Below are 15,865 nucleotides of genomic sequence, written 5' to 3'. Positions count from 1 at the left end.
TTATATGACGTACTATAACCATTATCGCGGGCAGTGGAACTTGAAAAAGCTGCCGCCTGCAGAATACAGACGACAGCTTCAACAAGCAGCTTAGGCTTTTTTTATAATTGTCCTTTACAAAGGGTACATTTTATATATTAGGGGGTGAGCTTTTCGTATGGTCTCTTATTTAGTTAGCTTGAACGGGTGGTGCTTGTACGGCAGGCGTCAATGCTTGCAACATATCACTTCTGGATTTTGTGAGTTTTGCGGAAACACCAAGCTTCGCCAAATTAGAAATAATTTTCTTGAAATCCATTTCTTTAGCCACTTCTTCCACCTCAACCTTCCTAGTCAGTTATATAGACGTTTGATCGCTCATGAAGTTCTATATTTTTAAAATTTCTTATTGCTCTTATTATACCACGCTAACCACCTTTTAAATCTTTCATTTCTGTTACATTTTCACCTTTTTTGCCAATATTAAACCCTAATATGTAAAAATGGATATTTTGACATACCCCCTATACGTATATTAGAATGAATATATACGAAAGGTGGTGGATATGGAGTGACGTTACTTCCTGAAGAACCTTCTCTAGATGAAGTAGAAAATTCTTGCCGCAAGAGTCATCATCCGGAAGAAATTAAGACGAACTTGACTCATCGTCTTAACCGCATAGAAGGTCAGATACGAGGCATTAAAGGTATGATAGAGCGCGATGTTTATTGTGATGATGTTATTACTCAACTATCCGCTACACAATCTGCTTTAAACAGCGTGGCAAATGTTTTGTTGGACGGACACTTAAAAGGTTGCGTCAAAAATCGATTGGCTGAAGGCGACGAAGAAGTCTTAGACGAACTGACGAAAACTATAGCTAAATTAATTAGAAAATAGGAGGAATTATAGATGAATACAACTACATTGAACGTAAAAGGTATGACATGTAATCATTGCGTACAAGCAGTAGAAGGTGCATTAACGGAATTATCGGGAGTAGAACGTGCCTTGGTTGATTTAAAAGCGAATAGCGTAACTGTGCAGTTTGACGATTCTCTTGTAACCGTTGAAAAAATGAAAGATGCCATTGAAGATCAAGGTTATGACGTCGAAGCGTGACAAGAAAGGTGACCAGCACTATGAGTGAGCAAAAAAAAGAAATTGCTATAATAGGTATGACGTGTGCCGCTTGTGCTAACCGGATTGAAAAAGGGTTGCAACGAATGGAAGGCGTATCGACGGCTACTGTCAATTTCGCTACGGAAAAAGCGGCTGTTACATTTGATTCCAACCAAATCGGATTAACTGAAGTGGAAGACCGAATTAGAAAGCTAGGTTACGACGTACTGACGGAAGAAGTGAACCTCAATATTAGCGGTATGACGTGTGCTGCTTGTTCCGCGCGAATTGAAAAAGTATTGTCTCGAATGCCCGGCATTCGATCCGCCACCGTTAACTTAGCACTTGAAACCGCGCATATAAGCTACGATCCAGCCGCTTTGGAATTGGCAGACATTTTGCAGAAGATCAAAAAAATTGGTTATGAAGCATCACCTCGTACAGAAGAATCAGATCATCAAACAGATTATCGACAGAAAGATATTGATGAAAAAACGCGCAAGCTAATTATTTCTTCAATCCTTTCATTACCACTCTTGTGGACCATGTTTGCACACTTTTCCTTCACTTCTTGGATGTATGTGCCAGCAATTTTCATGAATCCTTATTTCCAGTGGGTATTAGCAACACCTGTTCAGTTTTGGATTGGTGCCACGTTCTATAAAGGTGCTTATGCAGCATTACGTAACGGTGGTGCCAATATGGACGTACTCGTTGTTCTCGGTACATCTGCTGCCTATTTCTATTCGGTCTACCTTGTGTTGATCGGTGACGCACTGACTCACGGCTTATATTTCGAAACAAGCGCAGTTTTGATTACATTGATTTTATTAGGTAAATTATTCGAGGCACGTGCAAAAGGTCGGTCTTCAGATGCAATCAAAAATCTCATGAAGTTGCAACCGCAAGTGGCCATTCTAGAGCGCGACGGCGAAACGGTGGAAATACCCATCCACGAAGTAGCGCACGGAGATATTCTAGTCATTCGACCGGGAGCTTCTGTTCCTGTAGACGGAGTGGTGCTATCTGGATCTTCTGCAGTGGATGAATCCATGCTAACGGGTGAAAGCTTACCTGTAGACAAACAACAAGGTAATGAAGTGTTTGCCGCCACCGTAAACGCCAATGGTTCATTACGGATAAAAGCATCGAATGTCGGTAAAGACACGATGATTTCCAATATCATTCGCGTCGTAGAGGAAGCACAAGGTTCAAAAGCGCCGATCCAGAGACTAGCTGATCGGATTTCCGGTGTGTTTGTGCCTATCGTCGTCGGGATTGCGATAATTACGTTCCTCATCTGGTATTTCGTAGTCGCACCTGGTGATTTCGAAGCTTCTTTAACAAGCTTGATTGCAGTTCTAGTCATTGCGTGTCCATGCGCACTTGGTCTAGCTACCCCTACTTCCATCATGGCAGGCTCGGGACGGGCAGCCGAAGAAGGTGTATTGTTTAAAACTGCTGAAGCAATGGAACAAACTCGTTTGATCGATACCATTGTTTTGGACAAGACGGGGACAATCACAAAAGGTCATCCAGAATTAACAGATTTCCATGTTCGCAATGAAAAACAGCGCATGTCTTTGCTTTCACTTGCTGCAGCAGCCGAAAGTGACTCTGAGCACCCCGTTGCAAAAGCCATTACGTCTTATGGATTGCAGCAGATTTCTACGCTGCCCATTGTTGAGTCATTTGAAGCAATTCCAGGTTACGGAATTCAAACCTTAATTGACGGACAAAACATTTTACTCGGAACAAAGAATCTGCTTTCTCACCATGATGTGGATTTTGATTCTACGATTGCTTCTGTAGAACAAATGGAAGGTGACGGCAAAACCGTCATGTTCATGGCAGTGGATGGAGTACACGAAGCAATCATCGCGGTTGCAGATACGATTAAAGATACATCGAAGCAAGCAATTGCTGAGCTGCGTGCGATGAACCTCGATGTCATCACGTTAACAGGAGATCAACATATGACGGCGCAAGCGATTGCAAATACCGCGGGCATCGATCATGTCATCGCAGGTGTGTTGCCAGAGCGTAAAGCAGAAGTCATCCGCTCTTTGCAAGCCGAAGGAAAGCGCGTAGCTATGGTCGGTGATGGTATTAACGATGCGCCCGCTCTTGCGGTAGCTGATATTGGGATGGCGATGGGTACTGGAACAGCGGTCGCGATGGATGCGGCTGACGTCACACTCATGCATGGCGATTTGTTGCGTGTAGTAGATACGCTGAAAATGAGCGAATTGACGGTCCGGAATATTAAGCAAAACTTGTTCTGGGCGTTGGCATATAACTCGATTGGTATTCCTATTGCAGCGGCCGGTCTGTTAGCACCTTGGTTAGCCGGTGCGGCGATGGCGTTTAGTTCGGTATCTGTCGTATTGAACGCTTTACGTTTACAGCGTGTGAAATTGCATTAAGAAAAGTATTAGGCTACCCTAGAAGTCGTAACATGCGATTTTCTGGGGTAGTCTTTTTCGCTTCTAAAGTGGAGGATTAAATAAGCTAAATAGATAGGCTGGCAAGGTTGTTGGGTTGGGGATTTGCGTTTCGGAGGGGACGCGTGTCTTATGGGTCCGCGGTGAGACAACCACAAGGGACCTCGCGACCTGGTTGGCTCACCGAGAGCCCATGGGAAAGCGTCCGCCAACTTGAGCTTCCATCCCTTCACTGCTACTTGAATACTACTCCTATTCATCGTACGATAAGAAAGAAACTATTCATTCAGAAAGCGGGTTACATATGAAGAAAACGATCTTATTATTAATGTCCGTCCAGTTCTTCGTTTATCTTGGCTTCGGCATCATTATCCCTATTTTACCTGAAGTTATACTCGCCGAAGGCTTTTCGCAAGTGCACGTCGGTGGTTTGTTGACGGTTTATGCCTTGTCTTCATTTTTCACTGCACCTTTATGGGGTGCGCTGTCTGACCGCACTGGTAGAAAGAAACTGATTATGATCGGACTGCTTGGCTTTAGCGTCAGTTTCTTTTTATTTGCGGCATTCATGCACCATATTGTATTGCTCTATATTTCACGTGTAGTGGGTGGTATTTTCTCAGGTGCACTGTATACAGCCGTAACAGGTTTCGTTGCTGATCTCACAACCGAGGAGAATCGTAATAAATATATGGGCCTGCTCGGCATGTCAATCGGTCTTGGCTTTATTTTCGGACCAGCGATTGGTGGTATTCTTGGTGACGTTCATTTGCAATTACCATTCATCGTTTCGGGTACTTTAACGTTATTATTAGCAGTGTACGCTATGATTATTCTGAGAGAGCCTACACGTCATAGCGAAGGAAATAAACGGGCGATTATTCCTAAAGGCGCCTCTGTGTTATGGACGTATCGTATTCGTTATCTATTTATCACTTCATTCATTATTACTTTTTTACTTGCCGGTGTGGAAGCAACATTCCAACTCTTCCAAATAGATAAGATTCAAATCACACCATTGCAACTAGGCTATTTGTTTATGGCTAGCGGTTTAGTAGATGCAGCTATTCAAGGCGGCGTGGTACGACGTGTGAAAAACGGAACGGAAACTTCATGGATCATCGTTGCGCAAGTCGTTACGGCAATTGGTCTAATACTCATTCCATTTTCCACAAGTTTGCTTTGGGCAGGTTTTGCGATGAGCGTATTCACCGCCGGTAACGCACTTGTTCGAACAGTACTCGTATCTCTTACAACGAAAGAATCAGGCGGTATGTACGGTACTGCGGCAGGTCTCTCATACTCGATGGATAATATGGGGCGGATTATTGGGCCGTTGTTATTTACGTGGATATTCACAATGCAAGCAGGAAATATGTACTTCATTTCTGCTATCATAGCGCTACTATCTATAGGACTCGTATTTATTTTCCGGAAATCTACTCGCTCTTTGCGAAACACAGAAGATCCAATTGTTTAATATAAAAAGGAAAAAGCTTCACTTTATTTTATTAATAGGCTATTTATTCGCAACTCCGTTATACTAAAGGAATAGTATATATCCTACGGGAGGAAGCATATGACGCAAGTTATTAGTTTGATTATCACAAGCACGTTGATTATTAACATATTTCTCGCGATTGCTTTGATATTTTTAGAGCGCCGAGATCCTACAAGTACTTGGGCATGGCTCCTCGTACTATTCTTTATTCCAATTTTAGGTTTCATTATCTATTTACTACTCGGTCGCCAATTGCGTCAAAAGCACTTATTCCGCTGGGAAGGTAGAAGTAAAATTGGTATTGAAAAGCTAATTAATTATCAACTCGAGGCCATAGAAAATGAAACGTTTGAGTTTCTAAAGACTGATACAGAAGAATATGACGATATGATTTATTTGCATTTGCGTAATAATCATTCCGTACTAACACAAGATAATGATGTGCAAGTATATACGGATGGTCGCGATAAATTCGACGCTTTAATTGAAGACTTAGAAAACGCTCGTGATCACATCCATATTCAGTATTATATTTTTCGACTAGATGGAATAGGAAAGCAGATTGAAGAGATTCTAATCAATAAAGCGAAATCAGGTGTGAAAATACGGATGCTGTTTGATGATATTGGTTCACGTGGATTGCATGTGAAGAATTTTCATGAATTGATTGAAAGCGGTGGTGAGGTGGCAGCGTTCTTCCCCGCCTTGCTACCATTGATCAATCCTCGTTTAAATTACCGGAATCATCGGAAGATCGTCATTATCGACGGGCGAATTGGTTATATCGGTGGATTTAACGTCGGGGATGAATATTTGGGTCTCAGCAAGAAATTCGGTTACTGGCGCGATACCCATCTCCGAATCGAGGGAAGTGCAGTTCATCCATTACAAACGCGCTTTATACTCGATTGGAATCAAGCTTCTCCTAAAACGAACATCCAATACAATGAACGATTTTTCCCGGCGATTCCTCGTAAAGGAGATGTCGGCTTGCAGATTGTGTCTAGCGGACCTGATTCGGAGTGGGAAGATATTAAAGATGGCTACTTGAAAATGATATTTCTGGCCAAAGATTACATCTATATTCAGACGCCTTATTTTATTCCTGATACAAGTATGCTTGATGCACTTCGGATCGCGTGTCTGTCTGGCGTAGACGTCCGAATTATGATTCCTAATAAGCCGGATCATATGTTTGTTTACTGGGCTACCTATTCGAATGTCGGTATTTTATTAAAAGCTGGAGCAAGAATATATATTTATGAAAATGGTTTCATCCATGCCAAGCAAATCGTAGTGGATGATCAAGTGTCGTCAGTTGGAACAGCAAATATAGACGTCCGTAGTTTCCGCTTGAACTTCGAAGTGAATGCATTCATTTATGATCGAGAAAAATCACATGAATTAGCAGAGATTTTTGAGGAAGATATTCAAAATTCAACCGAGCTGACACTAGATGCTTATTTGGAGCGTGAGCGATTGATTAAAGTAAAGGAATCCATCTCTCGCTTACTTTCCCCTATTTTATAAACAAAAACAGCTGGCAGAAGATCATGATCTTCTATCAGCTGTTTTTTATCGTATACCTAAATACTCCTCTAAAGTGATACTCCGTTTAAATATTTGTTCCGCTTTATCTTTTCCAACATATCGATAATGCCAAGATTCATGCATGTAACCGGTAATTTCTTCTTTTCCTTCAGGATAGCGGAGAATAAATCCGTATTGATGGGCATTGGCAGCAAGCCACTTAGCCGCTTCTGTATCACCGAATGAATTCGACGCCCAATGTTTTTCATGATTGACTTCACCGATATCAAACGCAAGCCCTGTCTGATGCTCCGAATAGCCAGGACGCGCACTATAACGATCAGCTGCCTCTTGTCCGTCTCTTTCCACGTAACGGTTGTATAAAGTGACTTGATAATCATACGAACGATACGTACTGAAGGCCTGCAGATTTATGCCCGATGTAACGGCTGCTGCTGCTAATTCATTGAATGCTTCTCTCGCTTCTGCGCTTTCTCCCGGTGCATAGTCCTTCGGTAAAGGATATTGTTTATTGGCAAGCAATACACCTTTAATACGTTTCGGTTCTTTAGGTAATATCTGTCCTGTTATATAGCCAGTGGGATTGGAAGGTTTTACTGGATTTTGCGGCACTGCTTTCCCTTTAGAGTTTTCTTCTCGGACTTCCCCTTCATCCGGTTCCTCTTCAGTTATTGGTTCTTCTACCTCTCGAAGAATTGCTTCACTCGGCACGTCTGATGAAGATGTGTTTTCTTTGCTACTTCCTGTCATATCGTTACTTTCTGAATCCGCAGGCTCTTCTATTTCGAGAAAGTCTGCTGTTGGTTCCGACCCATTTTGAATACTGTCAACCGCCTCTTTTATACTCCATCCGTTCGTCCCTATCCATACCACGCTACTAGTTAGGATAATAAAGAGTAGAATGATCCCCCCATCTACCCATCTGTTTTTCCGCCTACGCTTTCTAGAGGAAAATTCATCGTTTTTATTTCTCATGCTATACCCTGCTTTCTTTCTAAATCGCTTATCAAATTACCACTCTCTTTTTTATACAAATTATGCTCTGTTTCAAACCACGTATTCTAGTGTATCACCATTTTTCTTTTTCGTCTGTCTATGCTAGTATTTACATAACTTTAGATTCAGCTATTATTGTGAGGTCATACATGTGAATAATCAACGTTGGCTCTCGATGAGCTTTTTCATATTTTTCTTTACATGGGGTATCTTTTTACCTTATTGGACTGGCTGGCTGACTTCAGCAAAAGGTCTATCAGTAACACAGGCTAGCGTCATGATGGGTGTTGGTATGATCGCTAGGTCTTTTTCCACGTTCTTTCTATTTCCGTACGCTACACGAAATATGTCACTCCTGCGTGTTATACGTTGGACTATTTTTTTGTCCTTCATTCTCACGCTTGCTTATCTTCCGGAAAGTCCTTTTGCAATCTTATTCGGATTGACGGTATTATTCAGCTCCATCTATCCTATTATCCTACCAAGCGTTGAAAGTGGTGCATCATTATTGATGCAACATGAACGAATCCATTATGGCAAGAGTCGCTCATTCGGTTCAATCGGCTACACTATCGCATTGCTCTTGATTGGTACGGTAACAGCAATCTGGAATGTACACGCCATTTTGTATATGATGATCATCGGCCTTGGTATAGGCTTGATATTTTCTTTTCAACCTGCCCCGGGTGTATTACAACGCCATCCCGTTGCAAATACAGCAGTACAAAAAGGCCAATTGCAGGCTTTGTTTGCCAATAAATCGTTTGTAATCGTGCTATGTATTGCGGTTTTACTGCAAGGTTCGCATGCCTCTTATTATAATTATGGTTTTATCTTTTTGGATGATATGGGAATCAACGGGTTTTATATCGGGCTGATTCTCAATATCGCAGTGCTGTTTGAAATCATATTTTTCACGCAGGCAGATCGTTCGCTTGCTAAAGTCAAGACATCGACTATTTTCTTATTAGCCGCAACCGGTTCTACCATTCGTTGGATTGCCATCTTCCTCTTTCCTATAACTAGTGTATTTATTGCCACGCAGGTTCTCCACTCTGTTTCATTTGGCATGGCACATTTTGCATTCATTCAATACATATCGAAGAATGTACCAAATCATCTCATCGCTTCTGCGCAAGGTGTCTACGCGGCAGTAGCGTTAAGTCTCAGTATTGCGATTCTTACTTTCCCCGCTGGATATTTGTATGACCAGTCACCTCGCTTGGCATTCCTAAGTATGGCGGTTTGTTCCATGGGTGCATTAATTTTAACTTTCGCGACAAAGCAGCGTATTTCTCGTGTAATTGAATAAAAGGAAAGGCCGCTGAATTAATTGCGGCCTTTCCTTTTGTTAAAATAGTAAGACGTACGCTAATGTTCCAAGTGAACCTAATCCGAAAAATAATGCCATCCAAAGCATCCATTTCGCCTCACGCATCAGACCTTGATTTCTATACATAATGGTTCGCGCGGCATTGGTAAAGGTAAACATGATTAGCATGAACAAAATGGCGAATTCCAAATTTAACTTGATGATAAAATACAGTGCTGCGGCAGCAGATGCTGTAATTGCCAAGCCCATGATCCATTTCAATTTCATGCGACTCTTCCTCTCCATTGTTGGCAACAAAAAAAGCTGGTATGCACCAGCTTTCTAAGTACCTTACTTTTCTTCCGCAACTGGTGGTTCAACATGTTTAAAGTAAAATTTACGCCCAAGATACGTTTGGAAGATTAACAGTAATCCTCCGACTGCCCAATATAGTGGCAATGCAGCCATTACAGTATACGAAATGAACATAATCATAATAGGTGACATGTAAATGAATAACTTCATTTGTTTTTGTTGCTGTTCAGGCATCGTCCACAATGACACGCGCGCTTGGACAAAGTAGACAGCTCCGGCTACTAACATCATAATAATATCCGGTTCACCTAGTTTAAACCATAAGAATTCATGATTTTTCACTTCAGGTGGAGCGTAAAGTATAGCAAAGTATAAGCCCATGATGATTGGCATTTGAATCACAAGTGGTAAACAACCCATATTTAATGGATTGACTCCATGCTTAGAATACAGTCCCATCATTTCCTGCTGAAGCTTCATTTGCTCTTCTTTATCCCCAGATTCCTTAGATGCTTTCATACGCTTTTGGATATCTTCCATTTCCGGTCGTAGTCCATCCATCTTTACTTTCATCTCTTGTTGAGATTTATAGTTCTTTAACATCAACGGCATCAATACTACCCGAATCGCTACAGTAATTAGTACGATCGCAAAACCATAATTTCCATTGAAAGCTTCCCCTAGATAATGGAGTAGCCAATCCATCGGTCTAACAAATGTACTGTAGAAGATACCTGTTTTGTTTTCCACACCAGAACAACCACTTAAAAACACAGCAGTAATTGCTAATAAACTTACGAGCCCTATTCTCTTCTTCAATGGTTTCACCTACGCTATCTCAAACTAAAGAAAAGTATACAGCAAACAGCAGTAAATTTACAGCGAATCACCTTTTTTTAATGTAAATTGAAAGTAATTTCTATCCAAGTCCATCCGAAAGCGTCGCGGCGTTAGCCCAGTATACTTTTTAAAGACACGGGTGAAATAACTTTGATTACAAAAATGAAATCTCTCTGCAATTTCCGCTATTTTTATATCAGAGAATCGTAAATAAAACTGGATATCTTCTATTTTACGGATTGTAATATATTCTACTAACGTAACAGATGTATGTTCTCGGAATATGCGAGAAAGATGACTAGTACTTACATTGAAATATTTTGCAATTTCTTCAACGATTAATTGATTTTCAACATTTTCATTTATGTACTGAATCACTTCATTGACCGTATCATGCGACAGGGAAGGTTTTATTTTCCCTTTGAGGACGTAACAAAAGAACTCGACTAATTCGTCTCCAATTTCTACTACGTTTCCTCTATGGAGATTGGCTTCGATCATTTTTATACAAGCCGTATTAAATATAAAGGCATTTTCTTCAGTAAATATAGATTCTTTTTGTAATTGTCTTGTCATAACGGAAGAGAGGATAATCAAATAATATTTTACAACTTCAAATGAATGTGTAGGTTTATACTCATACAAAATTTTTTCAATTTCCCTAAGCTTGGAACGTGCTTCGTCTTTCTCCAAATTGAAGACATGTGTAAGAAATTCTTTTTCTAAACGAAAAAATAATTTTGCTGTATCTGTATTTCCCTCTTTCTCAATAACACTGATCAAATCCAACTTAGATACTTCTGTTTCCTTGCCCGTCATGAGTTTCACCCCACTCATCTTATATATATGACTACGCAAGATATATTACTATATGTACATTATTTTACCTCATACCCCAATATTATCTACCCCTTATGTGGTTAACGCTATATATGTATTAAAGCGCCCTTTAAAAATGGGCGCTTTTAGTATTTTAATGTGATTAAATTTAGTTAGATTTATTGTCTTTTTCCGCTTGCTTAGTTGATTCATCTTTATTATATAGTGGCTTATTATCGCTCGTATCTTCATTTTTCTTGTAAAGGCCATCTTTTTTTGCAGCATTTTTATCTGGATCTTGTACTTCTTGGTTGTAATAATGAACACTTGTCTGAGCTCCCTCAGATACCATGTTATTATCTCTTAAATCTGTCGGATCAGAATGTCCAACTTTTTCAGTTGCTTGGTCAACTAATTTATTGTTGTTCACAAATGTGTCTACTTTTCCCTTCAAAACACCTACAGTTTCCATTGCCTTATCACGATTTTCCTTTTTACTAAAGAAAGCGTAAGCTCCTGCTGCAAGTGTTGCAAATAATAACCCATTTGATTTTTTAGCCATATTTACCATCCTCCGTCGTAATGTAATTGTGGTGATTTTCTACCTACTGCTTAATATACCCCGCACTCTTACTTTCAAACGTCTACAGCTTGGTTAGTTACTTAGCAATTGTAAACTTAGGATGTAAATGTCTTTTTATGATGTTGTTCATATTTGACGTATAGGTTATAGTTTTTAGTTTAGTAGTCGTTACCGTTTTATCGCATAGTAGTTTTGCAAAGCCTAATTTGTTATACTATGTAGAAAGATAACTAGAGGTGAGATCACTATGATTCGTAAAATGACAGTAGAAGACATTCCAGATGTTCAACAAATTGCTCATACGTCTTGGCAACATACATTTCAACAACATATACCTGAAGAAGTGATCGAAGAATATATTGAACGTACGTATTCTGATTTAATGCTAAAAAAGCAATTGGAAAAGACGATGGTTTTGCTCGCGATAGACGAGCAAGGGCATTCTATCGGGTATTTAAGTTATACCCCGATTGATGTGGATGGTGAGAGTGAATTGACGGCCCTGCACATGCTTCCTGAGTATTTGAATAGCGGATACGAGGAAGCATTGTTAAAAGAAGCACTAGGAACGTTACAGGAAGCTGTAAATGTTGATGTGTATGTCGATCAAAATGATATAGCACTTCAAGATTTTTATGCGAAACAAGGATTTAATTTCGTTGAGTCGTTCCCTGAGTTATTTGAAGGCATTTCCGTAAATATTCTTCATTATTCATTGCCTATCACGCAACCTGCACATACGTAACCAAAGTGTAGATGTGTTAAATAGGTAGACGCCGTTGAATACTATCGCAAGCGGACGCTTTCTATTGAGTTTGGTCGCCATTTACTTACGATAAACTAGCGTGTTTTCTTTGAGTCCAGTGCGACTACCAGAACGTATACTAAAGACCCTTTTCTAAAAGAAAAGGGTCTTTACGTGTCAGTAAGTATTTAGTTCATCCAGTTAGATTGAGTGGAGACGTATTCATCAGGTGAAGGTCCTGTTGTCATTGGAGGCTTCTTTGTGAAGCACAGGATTGCCGCAATGTAGAGCAAGATGGATGGTAACGATAGAAACCCACCTAGTAAACCTGCGATGATGAATAATATACCGGCTGTTTTTGGACTCTTATTATTCCAGACTTTTACCAGACCGATAATATTCAATACCAAGCCTATGAATGCTACAGCAACCAAAACCCATATAATAGTAGAAAAAGAGCCCATAAACGACATGAACATATCCACTTCTTCAGTATTTAATACTCCCTCACTCACAATTTCTCCGCGGAATTCATCCATGAAGGTTGGATCCGTGCTTGCCATATTCCAAATGAATGCTACTAATGCAGCACCTAAAACACTCAGTGTCAATAAAACAGCTGATATGATACCGAGTACGCGCTCTGCTGTACGATTAATCATTCCACATCATCCTTTTTCTGCTAGTTTGTTTCCTTATTATTTATACGCAATGAAATGAGAAAAGTTTCAAAAAAATGATGCGGAACATCTATCGCGTAGCCATTCCAAAATACAACTTATGCTTTTACGTCGTTATATTCATCACTTCGGTCGAACGCATTCACTACGTATGAACAGACCGCTTTCATCTTCAATCCTTTTTCACGTGCATTATCAGCAGCTTGGTCAAGTAATTTCTTGGCAACACCTTGACCACGCAATGAATCGTCTGTATAGGTATGTGTCATCGTCATGACACCGTTTTCTTCAGTCCATTCGATTTCTGCTTTTACATCACCGGCCACTTTATACTGATACGCATACTTCGTACCGCCTAGCTCCGCAAGCTCAAAATCCATTCCTTCACGCTGTTCGTTGTCTTTATTTTCACTCATGCATATCTCTCCTTTGTAGTTATACTTCTACAATATAACGTACCACAATGACAACTTAACTAAACAAATTTTTAAGAGAATCTGCCATATTTCTGAAAAACTCTTTTACTTTTTCCCAGAAACTTGGATCTATGTCGCCTAATTTATCTTTAATTTTCGATGCCATATCGGACAGTTGCTCGTTAAGCTTCGTGAAATCGATATCAAGTTTCGAGATTCGATCCATTAAGTCAATTAATAATTGGCGATCTGCCTCATTCAACTGGATATTAAATTTCTGCAATTGATCATGGACGATCTGTTCTACGTCTTCCTTTGTCGCGGGCTTTTGTTCTGAAATCTGTTTTTTGATTTCTGTTAGCAAATTAGCTACTTCATCTTGATCGACGCCTGCTTTTTCTGATAGCTTCGTTGCTAAGCTCAATTCATCATTTGCTACATCCGTACGTTCAGTATCGAGAACCTCTCCTGACACTTCATACGCTTTGTAAATTCCAACGAGAGCTGAGTGACCCGTTACCTTTTTGGGTGCCGCCACTTCTACAAGGGCGTCTTCAATACCTGCTGTCAACATGGCAGTAGCATACATGTCCTCAGTTACTTGCGTGATATTATCTGGTGTCACAATATTGATGACGAGACCTTCTCCTGCTTCTTGTCTAGTAATTTTCGCAGAAGAATACATTCGTGCATTTCGGTCGCCGCCAGGAATATATTTGATCAAATCATTGCCGTCTACTGATAATTCTTCCACTTCAGCTTCCTCGGCAACTTTTAGACTTTCTTTAACACTCGCTTTTTCACTATCCGATAAATTTGAACCATAGACTACAATCGGAACTCCAAGCTTTTCATTGATGGCTTTATCTGCTGATACTGCAGATGGCGCTATGACTGCGACCATCATCATGAAAGCCAATAGAGAGGCTAATCCTTTTTTCATACAGTCACTCCTCCTTGTTCTACATGTATAGATACGTTGAGGTTCATAAAAAAGTTGCATTTATTATAATATAAGAGTTGTCCAACCGTCTTGTTGTGTAATTCTTCGTTCTCTCATCAACGTGCCTAGTGCCCGTTTGAAGGCACCCTTACTCATCTGGAACATCTCATCGATCTCTTCAGGAGTCGATTTATCGGTAAATGGCATTTTACCGCCTGACTGTTGCAAATAGGCTAAAATTTGTTCGCCATCTGTTTGTAAACGGTCTTGCTTCCTCGGCAATAATGAGCCGTTCATCGTGCCGTCTTCATGGACTTCAATAATACGAACATCTACTTCTTCACCTAATCTTGGCTCTGCTTTACGCTCTGTTTCGTGAACGAAAATACGTTGAATATCTTCTGTCAATAGGAATGTACCGATTGGTAGCAAGCGGTACGCTCTTGCTTTGACATTTTGATTGTACATATCTGCTTCCGCCATTGTATAGTGCTCCTGAATTCTTTCTTCAGTCACTAGTCGTCCAAACAAGTTGCCCCCTGGATCTGAACGAAGCGTCATATATAACTCATCACCTGGTTGTGGCCATAGTTCTTTAATTTGTGGAAAGTCTGCTCGATTGATCAGCACTTCAAACGATGCACCGATATCTACATAAACTCCTTCACTTCTATCCAAGCGAATAACTTTTGCCCACCCGAATGAATGAACTGTGACTGACGGAATTTGCGCAGTACCTGTCAGTTCACCTCTTCTATTGATGTAAAGAAAAACTTCTATCGTCGATTGTTCTTGTGCATCCGGTGCTTCGGATTCATTCATATAGATTTCTTCTCCGGCAGCATTCAATACAAAGCGTGACCCTTCTTTGCGAAGTATTTCGAGTGTTGCAAGTGTACCTGGTTGTAATAATGTCATATAAGTTAATCCTCTCTAGAGTGCTTTACTTTTTAATTTTTTAACGAATTCGGGATCAGACTCGAGCGTCTCTACTAGATCCGTAATGCGATCCATCGCATTCCAACTTAAGTGATGTTCAATTCCTTCTACGTCTCCATAGATATTTTCTTCTTCCACACCTATGATACGCAGGAATTGTTCCAGTAATTCATGACGATGCACAAGTTTTTTACCAAAGCGTAAGCCGCGGTCCGTCAATGCCAAACCCCGGTAGCGCTCATAGTGTACATAGCCTTCACGATCTAGCCGCTGGGCCATTTTGGTTACAGATGAAGGGAGCACAGAAAGCGCCTCTGCCACGTCGGACACACGCGCTTCACCTCTTGCTTCCAGTTGTAAATAAATTTGTTCAATATAGTCTTCCATACTCGGTGTAGCCAAACTATCGCCTCCTCATTTGACTGTCCACATCCACGAATTACTATCTTAAAAGTTTAAGATAGGAAAGGGTGGGTAAAATACTTACATAGCAAATAACAATGAAAAGGAGTTGATTCACTATGGGTCGTATATTATGGCTTGTTATCGTAGTTCTAATAGCATTATGGGTAATTGGTTTAGTAGCAAATATTGGCGGTGGCTTAATCCACACACTTTTAGTAATTGCCGGCATTATCTTTGTCATTCAATTAATAACTGGAAGACGTTCGATATAGTG

20 protein-coding genes are annotated in these 15,865 nt (G+C 40.3%); 9 read left to right on the top strand and 11 right to left on the bottom strand.

Translation table 11 applies throughout. From position 1 onward, the window contains the following. Positions 1-94 (top strand): IS3 family transposase (locus CSV70_RS16930; RefSeq protein WP_369802589.1); only part of this gene is annotated, 94 nt, incomplete at its 5' end. Between the two features lie 75 nt (positions 95-169). On the opposite strand, the gene CSV70_RS16525 is transcribed toward CSV70_RS16930, so the two are convergent. After that, the gene (locus tag CSV70_RS16525) at positions 170-319 is read right to left on the bottom strand and encodes an Lmo0850 family protein (RefSeq protein ID WP_156890545.1); all 150 of its coding nucleotides are present in this window, start codon (positions 317-319) and stop codon (positions 170-172) included. A 231-nt stretch (positions 320-550) separates the two neighbouring features. On the opposite strand from CSV70_RS16525, the gene CSV70_RS11955 reads away from it, so the two are divergent. The 5 genes from CSV70_RS11955 (at position 551) to cls (ending at position 6,577) form a co-directional block, all read left to right on the top strand. Beyond that, entirely contained in the window at positions 551-880 is a 330-nt protein-coding gene (locus CSV70_RS11955) for a metal-sensitive transcriptional regulator (protein ID WP_099629198.1), read from the top strand. A gap of 12 nt (positions 881-892) precedes the next feature. Beyond that, a complete protein-coding gene (gene copZ / locus CSV70_RS11950; protein WP_085131917.1) occupies positions 893-1,102 on the top strand; it encodes a copper chaperone CopZ in 210 nt (69 codons plus the stop codon). A gap of 20 nt (positions 1,103-1,122) precedes the next feature. Further along, positions 1,123-3,528: a heavy metal translocating P-type ATPase gene (locus tag CSV70_RS11945; protein WP_099629197.1), complete on the top strand. Its 2,406-nt coding sequence runs from the start codon at positions 1,123-1,125 to the stop codon at positions 3,526-3,528. A gap of 322 nt (positions 3,529-3,850) precedes the next feature. Then, complete coding sequence (locus tag CSV70_RS11940) at positions 3,851-5,026, top strand: MFS transporter (RefSeq protein WP_085131919.1); 1,176 nt, start codon at positions 3,851-3,853, stop codon at positions 5,024-5,026. A gap of 99 nt (positions 5,027-5,125) precedes the next feature. Further along, positions 5,126-6,577, top strand: coding sequence for a cardiolipin synthase (gene cls, locus CSV70_RS11935; protein WP_085131920.1), 1,452 nt, complete (start codon positions 5,126-5,128; stop codon positions 6,575-6,577). 45 nt (positions 6,578-6,622) lie between these two features. On the opposite strand, the gene CSV70_RS11930 is transcribed toward cls, so the two are convergent. Then, positions 6,623-7,573 (bottom strand): M15 family metallopeptidase, encoded by a 951-nt coding sequence (locus tag CSV70_RS11930; protein WP_099629196.1) that lies wholly within the window; start codon positions 7,571-7,573, stop codon positions 6,623-6,625. 172 nt (positions 7,574-7,745) lie between these two features. On the opposite strand from CSV70_RS11930, the gene CSV70_RS11925 reads away from it, so the two are divergent. After that, on the top strand, positions 7,746-8,906 hold the full coding sequence (locus CSV70_RS11925; protein ID WP_099629195.1) for an MFS transporter: 1,161 nt from the start codon (positions 7,746-7,748) through the stop codon (positions 8,904-8,906). Between the two features lie 39 nt (positions 8,907-8,945). Here CSV70_RS11925 and CSV70_RS11920 read toward each other — a convergent pair whose 3' ends face one another. The 4 genes from CSV70_RS11920 to CSV70_RS11905 all read right to left on the bottom strand — a co-directional run bounded on the left by CSV70_RS11920 (position 8,946) and on the right by CSV70_RS11905 (position 11,442). Beyond that, positions 8,946-9,194 carry a hypothetical protein gene (locus CSV70_RS11920; RefSeq protein ID WP_085131923.1) on the bottom strand — a complete coding sequence of 83 codons (249 nt, stop codon included), beginning with the start codon at positions 9,192-9,194 and terminating at the stop codon, positions 8,946-8,948. A gap of 63 nt (positions 9,195-9,257) precedes the next feature. After that, positions 9,258-10,040 carry a membrane protein insertase YidC gene (gene yidC, locus CSV70_RS11915; protein WP_085131924.1) on the bottom strand — a complete coding sequence of 261 codons (783 nt, stop codon included), beginning with the start codon at positions 10,038-10,040 and terminating at the stop codon, positions 9,258-9,260. Positions 10,041-10,097: 57 nt separating this feature from the next. Next, the gene (locus CSV70_RS11910; protein ID WP_158232279.1) at positions 10,098-10,880 is read right to left on the bottom strand and encodes a helix-turn-helix transcriptional regulator; all 783 of its coding nucleotides are present in this window, start codon (positions 10,878-10,880) and stop codon (positions 10,098-10,100) included. 169 nt (positions 10,881-11,049) lie between these two features. Then, on the bottom strand, positions 11,050-11,442 hold the full coding sequence (locus tag CSV70_RS11905) for a hypothetical protein (RefSeq protein WP_232319232.1): 393 nt from the start codon (positions 11,440-11,442) through the stop codon (positions 11,050-11,052). A 268-nt stretch (positions 11,443-11,710) separates the two neighbouring features. On the opposite strand from CSV70_RS11905, the gene CSV70_RS11900 reads away from it, so the two are divergent. Further along, positions 11,711-12,208, top strand: a complete 498-nt coding sequence (locus CSV70_RS11900) for a GNAT family N-acetyltransferase (RefSeq protein ID WP_085131927.1) — start codon at positions 11,711-11,713, stop codon at positions 12,206-12,208. 188 nt (positions 12,209-12,396) lie between these two features. Here CSV70_RS11900 and CSV70_RS11895 read toward each other — a convergent pair whose 3' ends face one another. From CSV70_RS11895 to mntR, 5 genes are all read right to left on the bottom strand, one after another. Beyond that, positions 12,397-12,870, bottom strand: a complete 474-nt coding sequence (locus tag CSV70_RS11895; protein WP_085131928.1) for a DUF4064 domain-containing protein — start codon at positions 12,868-12,870, stop codon at positions 12,397-12,399. Between the two features lie 116 nt (positions 12,871-12,986). After that, a complete protein-coding gene (locus tag CSV70_RS11890; protein ID WP_085133586.1) occupies positions 12,987-13,268 on the bottom strand; it encodes a GNAT family N-acetyltransferase in 282 nt (93 codons plus the stop codon). A gap of 91 nt (positions 13,269-13,359) precedes the next feature. Continuing rightward, on the bottom strand, positions 13,360-14,247 hold the full coding sequence (locus CSV70_RS11885; RefSeq protein ID WP_099629194.1) for a DUF1002 domain-containing protein: 888 nt from the start codon (positions 14,245-14,247) through the stop codon (positions 13,360-13,362). Positions 14,248-14,310: 63 nt separating this feature from the next. After that, on the bottom strand, positions 14,311-15,165 hold the full coding sequence (locus CSV70_RS11880; protein WP_099626759.1) for a CvfB family protein: 855 nt from the start codon (positions 15,163-15,165) through the stop codon (positions 14,311-14,313). Between the two features lie 15 nt (positions 15,166-15,180). After that, positions 15,181-15,588 carry a transcriptional regulator MntR gene (mntR, locus tag CSV70_RS11875; RefSeq protein ID WP_029054749.1) on the bottom strand — a complete coding sequence of 136 codons (408 nt, stop codon included), beginning with the start codon at positions 15,586-15,588 and terminating at the stop codon, positions 15,181-15,183. A 119-nt stretch (positions 15,589-15,707) separates the two neighbouring features. Here mntR and CSV70_RS16350 point away from each other — a divergent pair, with 119 nt between their 5' ends. Next, positions 15,708-15,863 carry a lmo0937 family membrane protein gene (locus CSV70_RS16350; protein WP_143560424.1) on the top strand — a complete coding sequence of 52 codons (156 nt, stop codon included), beginning with the start codon at positions 15,708-15,710 and terminating at the stop codon, positions 15,861-15,863. The last annotated feature ends 2 nt before the right edge of the window (positions 15,864-15,865 follow it).

The sequence above is a fragment of the Sporosarcina sp. P25 genome, assembly GCF_002743235.1.
Taxonomy (GTDB): domain Bacteria; phylum Bacillota; class Bacilli; order Bacillales_A; family Planococcaceae; genus Sporosarcina; species Sporosarcina ureae_B.
The sequence above is the reverse complement of the archived record's forward strand: the minus strand, read 5'-3'. Positions and strand labels throughout refer to the sequence as shown.